Below are 20,502 nucleotides of genomic sequence, written 5' to 3' on the forward strand. Positions count from 1 at the left end.
GCAGCGCGCGAGGCGCCGCACCGGCCGGGCTTCACTCGGCGGGGTAGCCGAGGCGGACGGCCATCTCGCCGAGCGGCACGAACAGGGCCTTCATCGGCTCGGCGTACTGGCGCCAGCTGCCGGCGACGAAATCGGTCGGGCCGCCGTTCGGCGCCTTCGCCAGTGCCAGCGCAGCCGCCATGTCGGGGGCGTCCTCGAGGCCGAACGCGGCAACCAACTGCGCGGCGAGGGCCTCGGGATCGCGATCCAGCAGGTCGGCGTCGATGCGCACCACCTGCGTCGGGTTCGCGGCCTCGGCGGCCAGCAGCTGGTCGAGCTGGCGATGCAGCCACGCCGCCGCCACGGCGGGCGACGGGAAGGCGAAGCCGGCGGCGCTGCCCCAGGCCATCCAGTTCAGCAGCAGGTCGCGCGGGTCTCGCAGCACGGCGACGAGGGTCGTGCCGTGCAGGGTGGCTTGCGTCCAACCGTCCCAGAACGGCAGCGCGTCGATCAGGTTGGCCGGCTCGAGGCCCGCGGCCTCGAGCGGCTGCCGCCAGCGCGCGGCGGTGCCGGCGAGGGCATGGTCCGGTGCCGCGCGCAGCGGGTTGAAGCCGTCGTCGCGCATGGGCTGGCGGAAACGGTCGATCATCAGGCGATTCCGCCCCACCGGGATCAGCGCGGCATGCAGGCGCTCGACGCGGCTGCCCGGCAGGCCCCACAGCAGGCGGCCGGCGCCACCATCCTCGGCCGGCGTGGCCTTGGCCGCCGGCTCGGGGTTCGGCAGCGGCAGGCCGAAGGCCGGGCCGCCCATCCACATGCGGCCCCAGGCGCGCAGGGCATCGTCGACGCGACCGGCGCGATGCAGGGCGTGCGCCTGCCAGCCTGACAGCGAGCGGGCCTGCTCGGGCGTGCTGGCGGCGGCCAGCAGGGCTTCCATGCGCGCCACCGCGGCCTCCGGCATGAGCAGGGCCGTGGCGCGCGCGCGCAGCAGGGCGGCTTCGCGCAGGCGCGGCTCCGCGGCGAGGGCGCGCTCGGCATAGGCGAGGGCGTCGCCCTGCCGGCCTTCGCGCTCGGCGAGAGTGGCGGCCACGTCGAGGGCGGCCGGGTGGTCGGGCGCGGCCTCGAGCCAGCGCTGCACCAGCGCCGGTGCCTCGTCGATGGGCTGCAGGTTCAGCAGCAGGCGCCAAGCCAGCGCGAAGCCGGGATCGGCGACGACGCGGGTTTCCAGCGCCGCCATCACCGCGGGCTGCCCCTCGGCCTGCCCCAGCAGCTGCATCGACAGCTCGAAGGCCTGGACGTGCTGCGGGAACACGGCGAGGACGGCGTCGAGGTCGGCGCGGGCGCCTTCGACCTGGCCAGCCGCCACGCGCAGCTGGGCGCGATTCCAATGTGCGGACGGCGTCCCCGCTTGGCGGACCCAGGCATCCGCGACGGCCAGCGCCTCACTGCCCTTGCCCTGGGCGTCGAGCGCGGCGATCAGCGGGGCGTGCAAGGCCGGCGACGCGTTGGTGAGGGCCAGCGCCTTGCGGAGGGTCTGCTCGGCGAAGGCGAAATGCTGGCGCTCGAGGAAGGCCACGCCCAATGCGGAGAGAACCATCGCGTCGTTCGGGGCGCGGTCAGCAGCCGCCGTCAGCAGGGTCAGCACGCGCTCGGCCTGGTCCGGCTGGCCGGCGGCCAGCATGGCCTCCAGCAGCAGGACGCGGGGGTGCTCGGCGTTGACGCGCTTGGCAAAGGCGACATGACGCTCGGTATCGGTGCGGTCGCCACGGGCGAGCGCCAGATGGGCCAGCCCGATGTAGGCCTGGAACTGGTTCGGGTCCTGCACCAGGGCGCCGCTGAGGCTGGCTTCGGCTTTGGCCAGGTCGCCGCCCTGCAGGTCGAGGTAGCCGCGCAGGGTCATGAGGTCGGCCCGCTGCGGCGCGACGGCCAGGGCCTGGTCGAGGGCGGCACCGGCGCCGGCAAGGTCGCCCGCGGCGCCGCAGGCCTGGGCCAGCCAGAACAGGGCATCGGCGTTCTGCGGCTCGGCGGTGGTCCAACGGGTGGCGGTCGCGAGCGCGGTCGCCGTGTCGCCGGCGCGCAGCGCGGTCATGACGTCTTGCAGCATGGGATTCCTCGGAAAGGGCGGCCGGCGTCGTGCCCGGCAATCAGGAACCCGCGAGTGTACCGGCTCCGGCCGGGGCCGCCGAACCCAGCGCCGCGCGGAACCGGCTGCGGATCCAGCGCTCCGCGAAGCCGTCCAGCCGGGCGTTGAGGATGAAGCCGCAATGCCCGCCGTGCTCGGCGATCTCCAGCCGGGCCGTGGGCGGCAGCTGGAGGTCGTGGAAGTCCGCCACCGGGATCACCGGGTCGTCGGCGGCAGTCAGGATCGAGGCGGGCACCTGCAGGCCGGCCAGCCGGTCGCCGGCGATGGCGTAGCCGTCGAGGTAGGCCTCGAGGGTCGGGAACTCGGTGTACTGCTCGACGAGGAAGCGCGTGAGCCCGCGCATGTCGCGGTCGAGGTCGGCCGTCACGAAGCGGTGGCGGTCCGGGAAATGCCGGCGCTTGGCTTCGAGGGAGCGCCGCCACTTCTTCATGAAGTACCAGTGGTAGAGCGGAAAGCCGCTCTCCAGCGCACGCAGGCCGGATTCGCCGTGCACCACCGGGCACACGGCCGCCGCGTGGGCGAGCCGCAGGCCGGCCGCGGGCGCGGCGCGCGCCACGCGCAGCGCGAAGTTGCCGCCCAGCGAGAACCCCGCCACGAACCAGGGCAGCGCAGGCAGCTTCGACTGCGCGGACTTCGCCGCCTGCACGACTTCGTCGAGCCGGCAGGAGTGGAAGGGTTCCGGATTCAGGTGATGCGTCTCGCCGTGGTCGCGGAAGTTGAGCTGCACCACGTCGATGCCGGCCTTCAGCAGGGCATTGGCGGTGTGGCGCACGTAGCTGGACCGGTGGCTGCCTTCCCAGCCGTGCAGCAGCAGGGCCACGCCCTGCGGCGGGCGGGCCGGAAGGGTCAGGTGGAAGGCCTGCAAGGTCGCCTCGCCGGCCGGCAGCAGCCACTCTTCGATGCGCGGCGCCAGCGCGCGCAGCAGGCGTTCGCCGGCGAGGCGACGCGGTGGCGCGGCGGAAAGCAGCGACTGCACGTGGCCGTTGCGCAGCCAGGCGGGGGGGCGGTAATCGGAGACGGTCAGCACGGTGAGGCGACGGAGGGGCGTCGCTCAGAGCCTAATGCAGCGCGACCCGGGCTGCGCTCTAACGCGCCAAAGCCGCGGCGATCCGCTCGCGGCAGGCGTCGGCCATGCGCCGGCGGCCGTCCTCGCTGGGCGAGACCGGCTCGAGGAAATGCACCTCGGCCACCCGCGAGGGCTCACCGAGCAGGCGCACGAAGTTGCCCATGAAGGTCTCGTTCGGCGCGAACGCGACGATGGTCTGGGCGTCGCCGCCGGCGCCGTAGCGCAGCGCCACGGGCTGGGCCGGGACGTTGGCCAGCACGGCCGGCTGGAAAATGCGGGCGTGGAAGACGCCGAGGCCCTCGCCGGACGTGGTCCGCCCCTCGGGAAAGACGGCGACGGGGCGGCCTTCCTCCAAGCGCAGCACCATCTGGTGCATCACGCCATGCAGCGAATCCTGGCTGCCGCGGTGGTGGTAGATGGTGCCGCCGAGGCTGGCGAGCCAGCCCACCAGCGGCCACTTCTCGACCTCGGCCTTGGAAACGAAGCCGGCCCAGAGCTGGCTGTGGAACAGCTCGATGTCGATCCAGCTCACGTGGTTGGCCACGAACAGCACGGCGCCCGGCAGCGGCGTGCCGGTGCGCTTCACCGTGAAGCCGAACACCCGCATCAGCCCCGCCGACCAGCGGCGGATCATCCGGCCGTGCAGGCATTCGCCGTTCCAGGCCCAGCGCCGGCTGCCCGGGAACACCAGCACGGCCACCAGCATCGGCAGGAACACGCCGAGGTGGACCGCGAGAAACGGCAAGCGCCACAGGGTGCGGAGGGCGCGCATCGCTCAGGCCTTGCGGACGGCGAGCGTCAGGCGGCTGGCGCAGACCAGCCGGCCCTGCTCGTCCTCGATGCGGATGTCCCAGACCTGCGTGCTGCGGCCAACGTGCAACGGGCGCGCGGTGCCAACGACCCAGCCCTCCGTCATCGCCCGCACGTGGTTGCAGTTGAGCTCGAGGCCCACCGCCTGGCCGGCGCCCTCCTCCATGCAGAGGTTGGCGGCGATGCTGGCGAGGGTCTCCGCCAGCAGGGCCGAACTGCCGCCGTGCAGCAGGCCGTAGGGCTGCTTCGTGCGGGCGTCGACGGGCATGCGCCCGCGCAGGAAGTCGGGGCCGAGCTCCGTGAGTTCGATGCCGAGATGGCCGACCGCGCAGCCCTCACGCTGCGCGTTCAGCACGTCGATCGGCGGGCGGCGCCGGAAGGGGCCGCCCGATGACGCCTGAACCGCCAAGGGGTCAGCGCACGTAGGTGCTGGGGCGCCAGACGTTCTTCAGGTAGCTGCGACGGCCGTAGCCCGAGCTGCTGCCGTAGCCCTGGCCTTCCTCACGCTCGCGGCGGCGGTGCATGCGGTTCTGCAGCTCTTCGCGGCGGCCTTCCAGCCAGTCGGCGCGGCCGACGCTGGCCGGCTGCACGCCGCGGCGCTCGGCCTCGGCCTGGCGGTATTCGCAGAAATCGTCGTAGGCCTCGAACTCGTGGCCGAGCTCGCGGACGCAGAGTTCGATGGCGATGGCGTCGTCGAGGAAGCCGAGCACCGGCACGTGGTCCGGAATGATGTCCTTCGGGTCGGCGAAGTAGGCCAACGCACCGATGACGCGCTTGGCATCCGATTCCGGCAGCGCCCAGCCCTCGTCCTTGACCATCGCCACGAGGGTGTCGAGCTGGTCGAGGCGGTCGGCGATGAAGTCCGGCAGCTGGCTGGCCTGCGCCGTAGCGAGCAGGGCGGTGGCGGCAGCCATCACGTCGGTGGCCGACTTGTGTTCGGCGGCGACGCGCGCGGCCTCGATGGCCTTGGTGAAGTGCTCGAGGTCGCGGTCGGAGAGTTGGATCGTCAGGGTCAGGGACATGGCTGGCGCTGGGTGTGAGGGATCGCCGGGAGCCTAGGCGGGGGCCGTGGCGGCGTCAATCACAAGATCGGCGTCAGGCCGGCGCCGAAGCCCGTGATGATGCGGGTGTAGATGCGCTTGCTGCCCACCTCGACCTCCGGGAAATCGCCGACGTCCTCCCAGCACTCGAAGAAACGCGGGTGGCCCCAGGGCAGCGGCTCGCAGCCGGGCCTGAGGGCGTAGCTGCGGGCATAGGGGAAGGGCCAGACCCACAGATCGAAGATGGGCAGCGCCTCGGAGAGCTTGCCGAGGCTGTAACTGAGGCCCGAGAGCAGGGGCGGCTTGGCACGCGGGGCGATCAGCCAGGCGTTCTCCGGGGCCATGTCGCGTTCAATGGCGTCCGCGAGCGCGTCGGCGAAGGCGGCGTCCTCGACCACCACCAGGCTCTCGGTGTTCCAGTGGTCGGAGCGCGGGTCGAAGTTGTGGGTGCCGACGATGCCGATCCGGCGGTCGATGACGATCGACTTCGAATGCAGGCCCACGCGCACTCCCGCCCGGCGCAGCGGCACCGGGCCGTCGTTGCCGCCGCGGGTGGCGGAACCGAACAGCGGGAAGTCGGCGGCCGCCTGGGCGCCGAGGGCTCCCGTCGAGGCCGGGTCGATCGGTGTGTCGGTCGGGTAGGGCTTGTACTCGTGGATGGTGAAGCCGAGCTCGCGCAGGTAGGCCCGCTTGTATTTGTGGCTCATGGCGTAGACGGGGAAGGCATCCGTCGCCGCCAAGGAGTTGGTGGACACGCGCACAGTCGGCGCGTCGTCGCGCTCCTGCAGGTCGTGGAACAGTTCGCGCGCCGGTCGTGACATCACGAGATACGGCGTCTGCAGCAGCACGTCTTGGCGGGCGCCGGCGATGATGCCGCGCATCACCTGGCTGGCGTCGCGGCGCGCGGCCGCGCCGCTGGCGTGCTTCTCGGGGAGGTCGGCGATGAAGCGCACCGCGCCGACCTCGAACGTCGCGTCGCGCAGTCCGGCGCGCAGCGCGGCATCATCGGCGGCGGCCTGACGCATGGTGCCCAGGCGGCCCTCGTCGAGCCGATCGCGGAAATCCAGCCGCCCGGGCGGCGCGCCGCCGTCGCGGCGCCAGCGTTCCGCCACGTCCACCAGCCCCTCGGCGGGCACGCTGCGCTCGGCATCCCAGAAGAGATCGAACTCATCGCGCATCGCGCGCGCCGCGGGCCCCGACACGACCAGATCGCGATCGCGGTAGTTGTAGACCGGGTCCCAATCGAAATAGCGGTCCTGCACGTTGCGGCCGCCGGTGATGGCCACCGCGTCGTCCACCACGAGGTTCTTGCCGTGCATGCGCTGGTTGAAGCGGCGGAAGCAGCAGACGATGCCGGCCGCGAACTGCAGCGGCTGCGTGCGCGCCTCGTCGAAAGTCGGGTTGTACAGGCGCAGCTCGAAGTTGCGGTGGTGGCTGGCGAGCGCCGCCTGCAGGTTCGGCTCCGAGAGGCCGTAGAGCTGGTCGAGCAGCACGCGCACGCGCACGCCGCGCTCGGCGGCATCGAGAAGGGCGTCGAGCACCAGCTGGCCGCTGTCGTCGAGTTCGAAGATGAAACTCTTCAGCTCGACGCGCTGCTGGGCCGAGCGGATCAAGGCGAGCCGCACGGCCAGGGCGTCGGGGCCGCGCTCCAGCAGCACCAGTTCGTGCCGCGGCGCTTCGGGCGTGGAGGCAGCGAGCTTCGCCAACCCGGCCTCGCGGAAGCTCGAGGGCGTGGCGCAGCGTTCGGGCAGGGCGCAATCCACGACCGAACTCCGCGCGGCGACCATCTCGGCGGCGATCGCCGCCCGCTCGGGCGCGGGCAGGCTCTGGCAGGCCGCCAGAACAAGGGCTGCGAGGGCCAGCGCACCCGCGCGCGCGCGCCGGGCGGCCGTGCCGCCGGGCCACGAGGGCACGGCGCTCACGGCGCGGCCTCGAGGCGGATGGCGAAGTCGAAGCGGACGGAGTCCTTCACGGTGAAGCGGTAGGCCTGCATGCCGAAATCGCGCCGGCTCACCTCACCGCTGACGCGGATCGCGCAAGCCTGTCCGGGGGTATCGCATTCGGCGGGACGGAGCGCGAATTCTACGGGGCGCTCCCGGCCGCGAAGCTTCAGGCGGCCGCGGATCGATCCGCCTTCGTTCAGCCATGCGACGGGGAATTCGGCGGAGGCGAAGGCGACGTCGGGGTGCGTTTCGGCATCGAGGAAGGCCGGCGAGCGCGTGAGCTTCGCCATCCACTCGGGGCCGGAGTATTCGACGGTGTCCGCGCGCAGGCGGACATGCACCTCGCACTGGCCGTCCGGCCGGGGCACGAGTTCGCCCTCCACCGTGGCGAAGCGGCCTTCCGCCTTGACCGGGAGGCGAACGTCGACGACGAAACGGGCATCACTTGCGGCGGCATCGATGCGGCCGCGACAGGGGCTGGCCGCGTCGGGTCCGTCGAGCCCGGGCGGTGGGGCCGCGGCGAGCGCCACGCCCCCCGCGAGGGCGAGCAGCAGTCCGCCTACGGCCACCAGAACTGGGTGAGCGTGCCGATGCCGGGTTCGAGCGCGGCGCCGGCCGGCAGGCTCAAGCGCGCGATGCCGGCGGTGGGCATGCCCCGCGCATCGCCACTGATGCCGCTGTGCAGCAGTGCCACCACCTGCTCGAAGCCCGGGTTGTGGCCGACCATCAAGACGCTGTCGATGTCGGCGTGCTCGTCGAGCACGGCCATCAGCGTGCCGGGCGCGGCGTCATAGATGCGCGGCTCGTAGCGCACTTCGGCGTAGCCCAAGGTTTCGAGGACGCGTTCCAGCGTCTCGCGGGTGCGGCGCGCCGGCGAACAGAGCACGCGCGTCGGCTTCGCGTTGTGGGACTTCAACCACTGGGCCGCGGCTTCAGCCTCGGCCTGGCCACGCGGGGAAAGCGGGCGGTCGGCATCGGACTGGCCCGGCTGTGCGGGCTCGGCGTGGGCGTGGCGAAGGAGGATCAGGTCGCGCATGGGTTTCCTTGGGTCAGGTGTGCTTCTTGATCCAGCGGTAGATGGCCGCGAAATCGTCCTGGTGTCCGCGCATCTGCTCGGAGCGGTAATCGTCGACGCAGCGCCCGAGCGCCGCGAGCAGCACGTAGGCCTGCGAATCGCGCAGCTGCGCCACCAACGGGTAGGGCCAGGACTGCAGTTGCTCGATGGCCTGCTGGCTCACCGAGGTCCAGGCCTTGACGCGGTTGGCGACGAGGCCGACCGGCAGCTTGCCCTTCTTGATACGCGGCACCTGCGCCAGCGTGTTCAGGAAAGGCACGGTGGCTTCGATATCGATGGCCGAGGGCAGCACCGGCACGAGCACGACATCGGCGATCTCGAGGAAGGGCTCGAGGTCGTCGGCCATGGCGCCGGCCGGGGCGTCGATGACGATGCGCTCGGCATCCTCGGGCAGTTGTTTGCGGAAGGCGCGGGAATGGCCGTTGATGGGCAGCACCGCGGCGTCCATGTCGGCGCGCTTCTCGCACCAGCGGGTGGACGAGGCCTGCGGGTCGGCATCGACCAGCACCGTGGCCTTGCCGGCCACTGCGAAATGCCCGGCGAGCTGGGTGGAGAGCGTGGTCTTGCCGGCACCACCTTTGGAGCTGGCCACGAGGATCGTCTGCATGAGCGCACCTACCTGTCGAGCCTGCCGGGGACTGTAGCAAGGCGGCGACGGCGGGGGACAGGGCCGGGGCCCGACGCTCGAACCGCGCGGACGGCGCAGGCCGCCCCGTACACTTCCGGGCTGTTTACCCGTGACTGCCCCCGGAATGCCCACCCACGACCTCAAGGACCTGGCCGCGCTGGTGCGCGCCGGCACGCCGCTCATCCTCATCGAGACGCCGGAAGAGCCGCGCGTCGTCGAGCTGTTCCGCGGGCTTCTGGCCGAGCTGTTCCGGCCGCTGTACCGCTGGACGATCACGACGGGCTTGGTGCGGCTGGACATGGATTTGGAACAGGAAGAGCGCGGCGGCTCCGACGCCAGCAGCGCCCTGCGGGCGATGGCCGGTCACACGCAGCGTGGCCTGTACCTGCTGCTCGATTTCCACCCCTACCTCGGCTACGCCAGCCACCAGCGCCAGCTGCGCGAACTGATGCAGGCCGAGAACGGCGTGCAGCACACGATCGTGATGGTGGGCGGCAAGATCGAGCTGCCGCCCGAATTGGAATCGCGCGCGGTTCGCTTCAGCCTTCGCCTTCCGGACGAGAAGGCGCTGCGGAAGATGGTGCGCGACGAGCTGCTGGCCTACGCCCGCGAGCACGGCGGCAAGCGCGTGGTGGTCGACCCTGACGCCGAGGTGGCGCTGGTGCGCAACATCAAGGGCCTGTCGATGGTCGACGCGCAGCGCATCGTTCGCCAGCTCATCTTCGACGACGGCGTGCTCGACGCCAGCGACCTGCCGCGGCTCGGCAAGCTCAAGTTCGAACTGCTGAACAAGGGCGGCACCCTGCAGTACGAGCCCGACACCACGAAGTTCAGCGACGTGGCGGGACTGCGCAAGCTCAAGCGCTGGGTCGAACAGCGCGGCGCGGGCCTGCGTGGCGAACCGCTGCCGCCGGGCCTCGATTCACCGCGCGGCATCCTGCTGCTCGGCGTGCAGGGCTGCGGCAAGAGCCTCGCCGCGAAAGCGGTGGCCGGCGGCTTCGGCGTGCCCCTGCTGCGCCTTGATTTCGGCGCGCTCTACAACAAGTACCACGGCGAGACCGAGCGCAACCTGCGCGAGTCCCTTGCTTCCGCGGAGCAGCTCTCGCCCTGCGTGGTGTGGATCGACGAGATCGAGAAGGGCCTCGCGGCGTCCACCAGCGACGATGGGGTTTCCAAGCGCGTGCTCGGCAGCTTTCTCACGTGGATGGCGGAGCACAAGAGCGGCGTGTTCCTCGTCGCCACCGCCAATGCCATCGACCAGCTGCCGCCCGAGCTGCTGCGCAAGGGCCGCTTTGACGAGATCTTCTTCGTCGATCTTCCGAAGCCCGACGTGCGCGAGGCCGTTCTCGGCTTGCATTTGAAGCGCCGGAAAGTGGATGTTGATGGCTGGGCCTTCGCGCCTTTGGTTGAAGCCAGCGAGGGCTTCTCGGGCGCGGAAATTGAACAGGCCGTGGTCAGCGCGCTTTACGCCGCGCATGGTGCGGGTGAGCCTATGGACGCCAAGCACGTGCTGCAGGAAATGCAGAACACGAAACCCTTGAGCGTTCTGATGGCCGAACAGGTGAATGCGCTGCGCGAGTGGGCGAGCACGAGGACCGTGGCGGCGGATTGAGGTCACGCTGTGGTGAAGGCAATGTCGGCTTTCGACCCAGAGCGGTCCTTCGTCCGGAGGCTGGATTCCGAATCGCCGTACTACTCAAAATCGGGGGGCGTCGTCTCCAGTAGAGTTCGTTGCGTGGGCAAGACTTTGGGCTACGAAAGGCTTGCAGAACCTTGGACGGTGCAGTTCACGTTAATGGAGTCTGTGATGGCACGAGTAGGACTGGCGTTGGTGGGGTGGGCAGCCCTTGTTGTCGCGGCTGTCTGGAGTGGCGCCGCTGCTTCGGCAATCAAACACATTTCCGGACCCGCCGACAGCGTCTCGTTCGGGGGGCGGGTTGCTGTTCTCCCCAATGGGAACATCGTCGTCACCGATCCGAAGCACCCGGACGGCGGCGCGGCCTATCTCTATGATCCTGACTTCAGATTGTTGAGTAGGGTGACTGGGGTTGTGTCTGAGCCCTGGGTCCCTGAGATCGACCACGTCGAGATATTCGTACTGAAGAACGGCAATTACCTGCTCGCCAACCCCCGCTGGGGTTTGGGGAGAGGAATGGTCGCCTGGGGAAGTGCCAGCAACGGCATTTCAGGAAGAATCTCCGAGACGACTGCGCTGGTCGGAGCGCATGCAGGAGACGAAATTGGCTATTCCTCCTTAACTTCAAGTTCTATCTTGCCGCTCGCTAACGGGAACTATGTCGTCGGTAGTCCCCGGTGGGCGAATCACGAACTCGGTGAGCCCAGGCGAGACGCTGGCGCGGTCACTTGGGGGGACGGGACCCGAGGCGTGGTCGGCATCGTTTCCAGCGCCAACTCGATGGTCGGCCGGCAGCCGTCAGACGGCGCCGGCATGACCCTGCACGCGTTGGCCAATGGCAACTATGTGTCCCTGCGACCCATATGGAAGGACGATCAGGGAATCGGGGTTGGATCAGCCACGTGGGGGAATGGAAGAACCGGTTCTGCCGGCGTGGTCACTGCTGCGAATTCATTGGTCGGACGCTTGGAAAGCGACTTTACATTTCCGACTTTGACGCCCTTGTCCAACGGAAACTACGTTGTGGCGGCGCCATATTGGAACAACGGCGCAGGTGCAGTGACGTGGTGTGACGGAAGCTCCGCGTGCGTGGGAGCAATCTCCACCGAAAACTCTCTTTATGGTGCGCTGTCAGGAAACTACGTCGGATACTCCGGGGTTGTCGCCCTGACCAATGGAAACTACGTGGTCGGAAGCTCCGACTGGGAGAGCGCAGGGCAGCAAAACGTCGGCGCCATCACCTGGGGCAATGGTCTCAGGGGCGTGGTCGGGCCGGTGTCGGCTGGGAATTCATTGATTGGCAGCGCGGACTTCCAATTCATCGGCGATGACCCGCTTTTCAGGAACGAAGGAATCGTCCCGCTCACCAATGGCAACTATGTCGTCGTTTCCCCGCGATGGGGCGAGGGCGAACTCTCCGAACTAGGCGCCGTTACTTGGGGCGATGGCACGAGGCCAATCGTGGGGCGCGTGTCGCGAAGCAACTCACTCATTGGCTCTCGGCGTGGAGACCGCGTCGGACTGGGGAGTTGGGGGGCCTCTGTCGTTCCGTTGACTAATGGCAATTACGTGGTCATCTCCTCGGAGTGGAAGAACGCCGAGGGCACCCAGTTTGGCGCGATCACTTGGCGCCGCGGGGATGGTCCGAGTGCTGCGGTCGTGTCCACTGAGAATTCTCTCGTCGGAAGCAATCTCGGAAGCGTGAGCGTGACCGCCCTTGCGAATGGTCACTACATGACGGCATTCGACGCTTGGAATCGTGGAACACAGGAAAACGTCGGGGCCCTGGTATGGGGCGATGGCCTTCGAGGGCGTATCGGCGTGGTTACCGAGACCGAGGCCTTGGTCGGTGTGTCGGCCAACGGCTTCTTTGGTAGTGGCAAGGCACTGCCCAGCGGTGACTACCTCGCATGCTCTCCGGGCATGTCATACGAGGGTGTTGAACGAGTAGGTGTGGCGACGCGCGTTCGCGGCGATGGTCCGTCGACCGGAGAAGTTTCGGCGAGCAACTCACTGTTTGGATCTCAGGCTCGAGACAACGTCTGCGGAGGCTGGCTAACGGTCTATGAGGATGGGGCCTACATCATCCACAGTCCCGAATGGAGTAATGGCAACATCTATCAAGCCGGTGCGATTACTTTCGGGAGCGGCCGCTTCGTTGGCCGAGTGTCCACTGCCAACAGTGTGGTTGGTGACCTCAGGGGCGAAAGCGTTGGCGAGGGTCGGTTTGGAGGGCCGGGAATGCATCCCGCCTACGACGCCACAAGAGCACGCCTCATCGTGGGTCGAGGCTACGCCAACAAGATCACGATCATGACCTTTGATCCGCCCGGCGCTCCTCGTATGGGGGGCGCCATTGCCGGGCCTTATTCTGGCGAAGCAACGGTCACGTTCGATGCACCTGTAGACGACGGCGGCGGAGCCATCACCCACTACACCGCAACCAGTTTTCCGGGTGGCCATGTCGGCACCTGCGTCCGTTCGCCCTGTGTTGTTGGCGGCCTGAGCACGGGTACCAGCTATATCTTCACGATCACTGCGACGAACAGGGCGGGCACCAGCGCAGCATCAGCAGCCAGCAACAGCGTGACGCCTAGCGCATCAATGGCGCCGCCTCTACTGCGCCCAGATCGTGCGATCGTCCGAGAGAATAGCGGTGCCGTCGAGATCAGCATGCTTGCGAACGACAGCGTCCCGCAGGCGCTGTTCAATGTGGGTGCGCTTTCGATTGCTGTAACGCCGACACGCGGCACCGCCTCGGTGTCGACCCGCGGCACCGCCAGTGTGCTGGACGACGTCATTCGTTACGCACCAACAGCGAACACTTCGGGCGAGGACGCATTGGTGTATCGAATGTGCTTCGGTGGTGTGGTGCCTTGTGTGGATGGGCGCCTGAATATCGATGTGCGCCCCTTGGCCGTCAGTGGACTAGAGCTTGATGCGTCAACGGATCGAGGATTCCGCGACCAAACACTGGCCGGCCTCCGGGCCTTGCCGGCCGCACGCTTCGATGCACACGGGTTGGTGGCGCCGGTCGTCAGCAACGTCACCATGAGCGATTCTTCCGATGCGCGTTCGCCTTGGGGTGCGGGACGGACCGTGACCGTTGTGCGTACGTTGAGCGCGGGCACCGCGGCGCGCGATTGGCGGGTGCTGGTGGATGCACGAGGCACGTCCGGCACCGATGTGGATCTATACCTAGGAATCGACAGCAACGGGAACGGTGTCGCCGATGCAACAGAGCTGGTTTGCAGTTCGGCTACGTCGGGCCTCGAGCGCTGCGATCTGGCGCTGACGGCGCAGGCGAATGCCAGCTCGCGCTATTGGGTGCTGGCGTACTCGTCGCTCATCGGGCAGTCGGCGCGCGTCGAAATCTTCGAGACTGAGTTGGATGTACCTGTCGCCAACCGCACTCTCGTGGCGACCGCGCCCGGGGTGCTGGCTGCAGGTGAGTCTTTCCCGGTGCGTCTGGCTTGGAACGATGCCACCTTTTTGCCCGGCCAAAGCCGCGGCGGCTGGGTGCATGTCCAGGGCGACGGAGGCACCAGTTTGGGCTGGATCCCTGTGCGCATTGACCGTGCGGCGGGAGAAGCCGGCGCCTTCGCACTGGAGAGCGGCGTGGATCACCGGCTTGCGTTGCAAGCCGGTGCCGCGCATGAGCGTCTGTACATCGATGTGCCGCCGGGGACGACGCAGCTCTCGGTGACATCGACGAGTGCATCAAACGTCGATCTGTATTTGGCACGTGTGGATGCTCTATCGGCAAGTGCTGCGACGCCGACTATCGCAGCGGCGCCAGCCCGCAATCAGGCGGTGGCGGCGGCGCTAACGGGTAGCGGAAACGAGAGCCTTGCGGTCAGTAACCCGGCTCCAGGCCGTTGGTATGTGACGCCAGCGAACGCGACAGCCAGTTCGGCGATTCTTAACGTGCGTGCCACCGTCACCGCACTGGCCCCGCGGGTCCGCGCAGGCGGCTATTTCAATCCACTGCGTTCTGGCAACGGCCTGTTTCTGTACCCGGCTGGTCCTGAGCTGGCTGGGCTTTGGTACACGTATCTGCAAGATGGCACGCCCACTTGGTATTACCTGCAAGCTCCCGCACCGGGTGCCAATGGTCTGTGGCGCGGCATCATCTACCGCAGCGCATGGAACGGCAGCAGCAATCGTCTCACCGCGGTGGGGCAAGCCACGGTGACCCCGACTGCGACCGGTGCGTTCACGTTCAACTACTCGGTGGATGGTGAAGCCGGCAGCGAGGCGTACAGCAACTTCAGCGGCGCATGTCCCACGGTGAGCGGTGCGCCGCTGGACATCAGCGGCCATTGGTTCGATCCGCTGCGCTCAGGCTCCGGCTACAGCGTGCAGAGTTTCCCTGACTACGAGTTCTATCTGGTGTTCGGCTACGACGCGCAAGGCGTGCCACGCTACTTGGTGGCCGAGCGTTCGGGATTTGGCGGCACGGCAGAGACCTTGGCGCTGGAACAGCTCCGTGGTGTCTGCCCTCTGTGCACGCGCACGGGGAACCCAGCGCGCACGACGGTGGGCACTCTTCAGCGTCGTATCGAGGGCGGCACCTTGCGCAACATCACGTTGTCTGCGACTTACGTGAACGGAGTTCCGGGCACTTGGGCAGCCAACGATGCGGTGATTCCGCTGGGCAACTTGCGAGGTTGCTCCCCGTAGAACATGCGGCACGGTTGAACGATCGTTCAAGCGTGCCTCTGATCTCCGACAACACGGCGCGTCGGCGCTATGTCCTTCGTGAATGGCTGCTTTTGGCCGGAAACCGACCTAAAGCGTGGAATCGGCGCCAAACCTTCGCGGCTCACCACTCACCGGATCCACGAACGCCACGCTCTTCGCCACTAGCTGCAGCGGCGCTTCGAAATCCCCGGCCTCGCGATGTCGCACCTCGGGATACAGCGGGTCGTTGCGGATCGGCGCACCCAAAGCCGCCATGTGCACCCGCAGCTGGTGCTTCCTTCCGGTGGCCGGCTGCAGCGCATAGCGCCACCACGTCTCGCCACGCTCGATCACATCGATGCGTGTCTCGCTGTTCGGTTCACCCTCCACTTCGCGCATGCGAAAGAAGGGTTCGCCGGGCACCATTCGACTGCGATGAACGCGCGGGAACTCGAGGCCTGGCAAGGCTGGCGCAATCGCTTCGTAGGTCTTCTCGATGCGCCGCTCGGGAAACAAGGCCTGGTAGACCGCGCGTGTTTCCGGGTTGGTGGAAAACAGCACCAGCCCGGCGGTCTCGCGGTCGATGCGGTGCAGGGCCACCAAGTCGGCGTTGCCCGTGCGGCGAATCAAACGTGCAAGCAGCGTTTCATGCACATGCACGCCGCTGGGAACGACTGGTAGAAAGTGCGGCTTGTCGGCGACGAGGAGATGCTCGTCGAGATGCAGCACGCGCTCCTCGAAGGGAATGCGCGGCTCGTCCGCCACTTCGCGGTAGTAGTGCACCTCCCGCCCGACGCGGTACGGCGTGTCGGGCCCCAGCGCTTCGCCCTCGTCACCGAGCACGCGACCACGCGCCATGCGATCGAGCCACACCGCGCGCGGTACCGCCGGGAAATGCGCGCACAGGCCGTCCAGCAGCGAAGCCCATTCGCCCGGCGGCAACTGCAGCGTGCTGGGCGCGAGCCCGTCGATGGCCGGCGGGCGGCGGCGCAGGCTCACGACACCGCCGCCGCGCGCCGCAACGCGTTCAGTAGCCCGCCGCCTGCCCGTCCTTGCGGCTCTCGCTGGCACCCACCCAGCCGCCGTGCGGGTTCTTGGCGATGGCCTGGTAGCCGCCGTAGGGGCCGTCGGCGAATTCGACGTGGTGGCCGAGGCGCATCAGGCCGCGGATGGTTTCGTAGTCGAAGCCGGTCTCCAGCTGCACGACGCCGCCGTCGCTCATCGGCGTGACCGCACCGACGGGTTCGTCGCTGCCGTCGTGATGCAGACGCGGCGCATCGCCGGCCTCCTGCAAGTTCATGCCGAAGTCGACGAGGTTCATCACGATCTGCACGTGGCCCTGTGGCTGCATGGCGCCGCCCATCAGGCCGAAGCTCACCCAGGGCTGGCCGTCCTTCGTGATGAAGGCCGGGATGATGGTGTGGAAGGGGCGCTTGCCCGGCGCGTACTCGTTCGGGTGGCCGGCTTTCAGCGAGAACTGCTCGCCGCGGTTCTGGAAGATGAAGCCGAGACCCGGCGGCGTCATGCCGCTGCCCATGCCGCGATAGTTGCTCTGGATCAGCGAAACCATCATGCCGCTGCTGTCGGCAGTGGTGAGGTAGATGGTGTCGCCCTCGTCGAGCGAGGGCGGCGTGCCCGGCGCAACGACGGCTTGCGCGCGATTCGGATTGATGCGCGCGCGCTGCGCGTTGGCGTACTCGTCCGAAATCAGCCCGGCCACCGGCGCTGGATGGAAACTCGGGTCGGCGTAGAAGCGGGCCCGATCGGCGAAAGCCAGCTTCTTCGCTTCGGTGAGCAGATGCAGGTGCTCGACGCTGCCGAATTCGATCTTGCTGAAGTCGTAGCCTTCGAGGATCTGCAGCATCTGCAGCGCGGCGATGCCCTGCCCGTTCGGCGGCAGCTCCCACACATCGACGCCGCGGTAGTTGACGCTCACCGGCTCGACCCATTCGCCCTTGTGTGCGGCGAAATCGGCGGCAGCGAGGAAGCCGCCGTTCTCCTTGAAGTAGGCCTCGACGATCTTCGGCAGCTCGCCTTCGTAGAAGCCGGCGCGGCCGTTCGTGGCAATGCGCTCCAGCGTGCGGGCGAGGTTCTCGTTCGTCCAACGCTCGCCGGTGCGCGGCGCGCGCCCATCGAGGGTGAACTGCTCGGTGAACCCGGGGAACTGCGACAGGCGCGGCACGGAACGATCCCAGTAGTACGCGATCGTCTCGTGTACTGGGTGCCCATTGCGCGCGTAGTCGATGGTGGGCTGCAGCAGCTCGGCCATCGGCATCTTCCCGAAGCGCCCGCGCAGCGCGAACCAACCGTCGACCGTGCCCGGCACGGTCACCGGCAGCGCGCCGTGCGAGGGGATCAGCGCCATCTTCTGTTCGTCGAACCATTCGCGCGTGAGGCCCAGCGGCGAACGGCCCGAGCCGTTGTAGCCGTGCAGCTTGCCGGTCTTGGGGTCCCAGACGATCGCGAAGAGATCACCGCCGATGCCGTTGCCGGTGGGTTCCATCAGGCCGATGGCGGCATTCGCGGCGATGGCGGCATCGACGGCCGTGCCGCCCTTGCGCATCACCTCGAGCGCCACCTGCGTGGCCAGCGGATGCGACGTGGCCGCCATGGCCTGGTTCGAATACACCTCGGAGCGCGTGGCGAACTCACGGCCGGTGATGCGGTCGGCGGCCAAGGCATCGGGCGCGGCGAGACCGGCCGACGCCAGAAGCAGGCCGAGGACGAGGGGACGAAGAACGGTGGTGGACACGGTGGGCTCCGTTGGATCGCGGGAGCCCGACTTTACGGTGCCGGCGGGCTCCTGCGGCGGACCCCCCGACAGGACGCGAGGAGGTCTTCACCCGGCACTCGCGCCGAGGTCTCGACCCGCATCAGCCCGAGGACGGTGCTGAACAGGACATCGTGGGTGCGCGGATCGGAGGCCTGCTCGCGCAGGCAGGCAAGGTCGATGCCATCGGCCTCGCGCAGGGCCGGCGAGAGCCACAACCACATCGGCACCTTCAACTGCTCGTCGGGCGCGATCATCCGCGGCACGCCGTGGAGGTAGAGGCCGGACTCGCCCAGCGACTCGCCATGGTCGGAGACGTACAGCAGCGCCGTGTCGCGCGCAGCGGACTGTTGTTCCAGCCACGCCACCGCGTCGGCAACCACCGTGTCGGTGTAGAGGATGGCGTTGTCGTAGGCGTTGACGATGGTGTCGCGCTCGCAGTCGCCGAGTTCATCGACCTCGCAGACCGGCGTGAAGCGCTTGAAGGCTTCGGGATAACGCGCGTAGTAGGACGGCCCGTGGTTGCCCAGCATGTGCAGCACGACCACCGCATCGCCGGGCATGCGCGCGACCGCGGCATCGAGCTCGTGCAGCAGCACGCTGTCGAAGCACCGGTTGCCCTCGCAGTGGCCGGGGACGTTGGCCTCGAGGAAACTCTCAAACGGCAGTCCCTCGCAGATGCCCTTGCAGCCGGTCTGGTTGTCGCGCCAAAGCGTTGAGATACCGAGATGGACGAGCAGGTGCAGCAGCGATTCACTGCCGCGGATGGCGTCGCGGTCGTAGTCGTGCAGTCCCTGGGTCGAGAACATGCACGGCAGGGACACCTCGGTGTTGGTACCGCAGGCCTCGACATCGGGATAGTTCACGCCATCGAGCGCGGCCAGCCGCGGCGTCGTTTGCCGGGCGTAACCGTTGAGGCCCCAGTGGGCCGCATTCACCGTCTCTCCGACGACGATGACGACGAGCCGCGGCCGCGCCCCCGCAGGGCGCTCGATGCGGGCATCGGTCGCGATGATCTGCCGCGGCGCGTCCGTAGCGCGCCGCTCGCTCAGCGCCTTGACGAGGGCGACCATCCAGTTGCCCGGAGCGATCAGGTGGCGCATCGATTTCTCGTTGCGCATCAAGGACGAGAGGGACTGGTAACTCAGCCCGATCGCACCCAAGGCAATGACGAACGCCACGGCGATGCCGACGGCGTGCATCGCGATGCCCTTCCCCAAGCCGCGCGCCGGCGCACGCGTCCACCACACCAGCACGGAGGGCAGCAGACCGTGGAGCAGCAAGGCCAGCAAGAAGTCGGGCGTGATGAGTTCGCGGGCTTCCTTCGGTTCGGTAACCAGCACGTTCGCGACCATGTCCCGGTCGATGTAGACGTGGTAGCGGTCCATGTAAAACGCCGCCGCGGCGGTGACGAAGAACAGGATCGGCAGCACCACGTTGCGCGTCCATCGATTGACGACGAGCAGCAGTAGCCCGGCATGCAACGCGGTGATGGCCACGAACATGCCGAGCCCCAGCGTCCACGCGTCGGCGGAATGGCCCGGCTCGCTAGCGCGGAACGCCGCCCAGAACGAGGCGTTCGACGCGAGGCTGAAGTACAGCGCAGCCAGCACGACCAAGGTGCCGCTGCCCACCGTCGGCCGGCGGAAGTCAACGAAGGTGCGGACGGACACGTCGGTTCAACGATGGCGATGCAAGGGCGCGCAGTGTGCGCCGTTGCTTTCGCACATACGCAAACCTTCCGTTAGTCGATGCTTGATCGAAATGCGAACGCTTCTTCCGCTGCGAATTCGTTTCAGGCCGAAGGGCGATGGCCAGCGCGGCGCCACGGCGACGGCACGAAATGCCCGCGCTTGATTGCCATACGCAGCAACACGATGCCCGTCGTGGTGCAGACGACGAAGGCGACGATCGACGCCTCAACGCCGAAGCTGCCGCCGCTGAGCAGCGCCGGGCCTTCGATCGTGTTGCGGATCAGTCCGGGCTCGACGGCGGTGCCGGACACGGCGCCCGAATAGACCGCGGTCTGCACGTAGTTCCAGCCGACGTGGAAGCCGATGCCGAGCCACAGGCGACGGGTGAGCATGTAGGCCGCGGCGAGCAGCAGCCCGGCCTCGACGCTGATGAAGAGCGCGCTCGACAGCGTGGCTTCCGGGTTCATCAGGTGCGCGAGGCCGAAGAACAGCGAGGACACGACGATCGAGATCCAACTGCCCAGCCATTCCTCGACGATGCGGAACAGCACGCCGCGGAACAGCAACTCCTCGAGGAAGCCGGCGCTCACCGCCATCGCGATGCCCGGCACCAGGTAGGAGAGTGGATTCAGGCCGTCGATGCGATAGATGCCGGCCAGCACCAGCACGAGGATGCACGTGCTGTAGAGCATCGCGCCGACCGCGAGGCCGATCGCCAGCTCACGCGCCGCGGGCCGGAGCGCGAGGTCACTGACGGAACGGCCCTCGACCCATCGGCCGAAGGCGGCATAGACGATCAGGGCGAGTAATGACATCCCGACGGCGACGGCGATCTTCGCTCCGGGTGAGTCCGCCACCAGCCCCATGTAGTAGTTGCTGTGGCCGAGGGCCTGCAGCATCAGGAAACCGAGCAATAGCAGGCGTACGAGCGGGTAGCGCAGGACGCGAAGCCAGAGTGGGGTGGGTGTGGACACATCGTTCATCGCGACCGTCTCCAAGGCGTGGGCCGTCCGATCAGATCGGGAGGCTGGGGGT

15 protein-coding genes are annotated in these 20,502 nt (G+C 68.1%); 2 read left to right on the top strand and 13 right to left on the bottom strand.

Translation table 11 applies throughout. The annotated features are described in order from the left end of the window. Positions 1-31 precede the first annotated feature (31 nt). From ACIQ6S_RS10140 to ACIQ6S_RS10180, 9 genes are all read right to left on the bottom strand, one after another. Complete coding sequence (locus ACIQ6S_RS10140) at positions 32-2,083, bottom strand: tetratricopeptide repeat protein (protein WP_397608257.1); 2,052 nt, start codon at positions 2,081-2,083, stop codon at positions 32-34. A gap of 40 nt (positions 2,084-2,123) precedes the next feature. Beyond that, on the bottom strand, positions 2,124-3,146 hold the full coding sequence (locus tag ACIQ6S_RS10145) for a YheT family hydrolase (RefSeq protein ID WP_397608278.1): 1,023 nt from the start codon (positions 3,144-3,146) through the stop codon (positions 2,124-2,126). Between the two features lie 61 nt (positions 3,147-3,207). Further along, positions 3,208-3,960, bottom strand: a complete 753-nt coding sequence (locus tag ACIQ6S_RS10150) for a lysophospholipid acyltransferase family protein (RefSeq protein ID WP_397572862.1) — start codon at positions 3,958-3,960, stop codon at positions 3,208-3,210. A gap of 3 nt (positions 3,961-3,963) precedes the next feature. Then, positions 3,964-4,407: a hotdog fold thioesterase gene (locus ACIQ6S_RS10155; protein WP_397608258.1), complete on the bottom strand. Its 444-nt coding sequence runs from the start codon at positions 4,405-4,407 to the stop codon at positions 3,964-3,966. Positions 4,408-4,411: 4 nt separating this feature from the next. Continuing rightward, positions 4,412-5,020, bottom strand: a complete 609-nt coding sequence (locus ACIQ6S_RS10160; RefSeq protein WP_397608259.1) for a YkvA family protein — start codon at positions 5,018-5,020, stop codon at positions 4,412-4,414. A 59-nt stretch (positions 5,021-5,079) separates the two neighbouring features. After that, complete coding sequence (locus ACIQ6S_RS10165) at positions 5,080-6,960, bottom strand: phospholipase D-like domain-containing protein (RefSeq protein WP_397608260.1); 1,881 nt, start codon at positions 6,958-6,960, stop codon at positions 5,080-5,082. Next, on the bottom strand, positions 6,957-7,550 hold the full coding sequence (locus ACIQ6S_RS10170) for a YceI family protein (protein ID WP_397608261.1): 594 nt from the start codon (positions 7,548-7,550) through the stop codon (positions 6,957-6,959). The genes ACIQ6S_RS10165 and ACIQ6S_RS10170 overlap by 4 nt, the downstream gene beginning before the upstream one ends. Further along, on the bottom strand, positions 7,541-8,017 hold the full coding sequence (locus tag ACIQ6S_RS10175) for a SixA phosphatase family protein (RefSeq protein WP_397608262.1): 477 nt from the start codon (positions 8,015-8,017) through the stop codon (positions 7,541-7,543). The genes ACIQ6S_RS10170 and ACIQ6S_RS10175 overlap by 10 nt, the downstream gene beginning before the upstream one ends. A gap of 13 nt (positions 8,018-8,030) precedes the next feature. Further along, entirely contained in the window at positions 8,031-8,663 is a 633-nt protein-coding gene (locus tag ACIQ6S_RS10180) for an AAA family ATPase (protein ID WP_397573928.1), read from the bottom strand. A 145-nt stretch (positions 8,664-8,808) separates the two neighbouring features. On the opposite strand from ACIQ6S_RS10180, the gene ACIQ6S_RS10185 reads away from it, so the two are divergent. Beyond that, entirely contained in the window at positions 8,809-10,296 is a 1,488-nt protein-coding gene (locus ACIQ6S_RS10185) for an AAA family ATPase (protein WP_397608263.1), read from the top strand. 123 nt (positions 10,297-10,419) lie between these two features. Further along, on the top strand, positions 10,420-15,003 hold the full coding sequence (locus tag ACIQ6S_RS10190) for a hypothetical protein (protein ID WP_397608264.1): 4,584 nt from the start codon (positions 10,420-10,422) through the stop codon (positions 15,001-15,003). Positions 15,004-15,111: 108 nt separating this feature from the next. Here the strand turns inward: ACIQ6S_RS10190 and ACIQ6S_RS10195 are convergent, their stop codons facing one another. The 4 genes from ACIQ6S_RS10195 to ACIQ6S_RS10210 all read right to left on the bottom strand — a co-directional run bounded on the left by ACIQ6S_RS10195 (position 15,112) and on the right by ACIQ6S_RS10210 (position 20,450). Next, positions 15,112-16,002, bottom strand: coding sequence for an RluA family pseudouridine synthase (locus ACIQ6S_RS10195; protein WP_397608265.1), 891 nt, complete (start codon positions 16,000-16,002; stop codon positions 15,112-15,114). A gap of 28 nt (positions 16,003-16,030) precedes the next feature. Next, entirely contained in the window at positions 16,031-17,719 is a 1,689-nt protein-coding gene (ggt, locus tag ACIQ6S_RS10200; protein WP_397608279.1) for a gamma-glutamyltransferase, read from the bottom strand. A 68-nt stretch (positions 17,720-17,787) separates the two neighbouring features. Continuing rightward, positions 17,788-19,446, bottom strand: a complete 1,659-nt coding sequence (locus ACIQ6S_RS10205; RefSeq protein WP_397608266.1) for a phosphoethanolamine transferase — start codon at positions 19,444-19,446, stop codon at positions 17,788-17,790. A 122-nt stretch (positions 19,447-19,568) separates the two neighbouring features. Then, positions 19,569-20,450 carry a lysostaphin resistance A-like protein gene (locus tag ACIQ6S_RS10210; RefSeq protein ID WP_397608267.1) on the bottom strand — a complete coding sequence of 294 codons (882 nt, stop codon included), beginning with the start codon at positions 20,448-20,450 and terminating at the stop codon, positions 19,569-19,571. Positions 20,451-20,502: the final 52 nt, after the last annotated feature.

The organism is Silanimonas sp., from assembly GCF_044377035.1.
Classification (GTDB): domain Bacteria; phylum Pseudomonadota; class Gammaproteobacteria; order Xanthomonadales; family Xanthomonadaceae; genus Silanimonas.

Coding starts and splice junctions, on each gene's coding strand:
- ACIQ6S_RS10175 (WP_397608262.1), bottom strand. CDS start 8,017: ATGCGCGACCTGATCCTCCTTCGCCACGCCCACGCCGAGCCCGCACAG.
- ACIQ6S_RS10160 (WP_397608259.1), bottom strand. CDS start 5,020: ATGTCCCTGACCCTGACGATCCAACTCTCCGACCGCGACCTCGAGCAC.
- ACIQ6S_RS10185 (WP_397608263.1), top strand. CDS start 8,809: ATGCCCACCCACGACCTCAAGGACCTGGCCGCGCTGGTGCGCGCCGGC.
- ACIQ6S_RS10150 (WP_397572862.1), bottom strand. CDS start 3,960: ATGCGCGCCCTCCGCACCCTGTGGCGCTTGCCGTTTCTCGCGGTCCAC.
- ACIQ6S_RS10180 (WP_397573928.1), bottom strand. CDS start 8,663: ATGCAGACGATCCTCGTGGCCAGCTCCAAAGGTGGTGCCGGCAAGACC.
- ACIQ6S_RS10210 (WP_397608267.1), bottom strand. CDS start 20,450: ATGAACGATGTGTCCACACCCACCCCACTCTGGCTTCGCGTCCTGCGC.
- ACIQ6S_RS10140 (WP_397608257.1), bottom strand. CDS start 2,083: ATGCTGCAAGACGTCATGACCGCGCTGCGCGCCGGCGACACGGCGACC.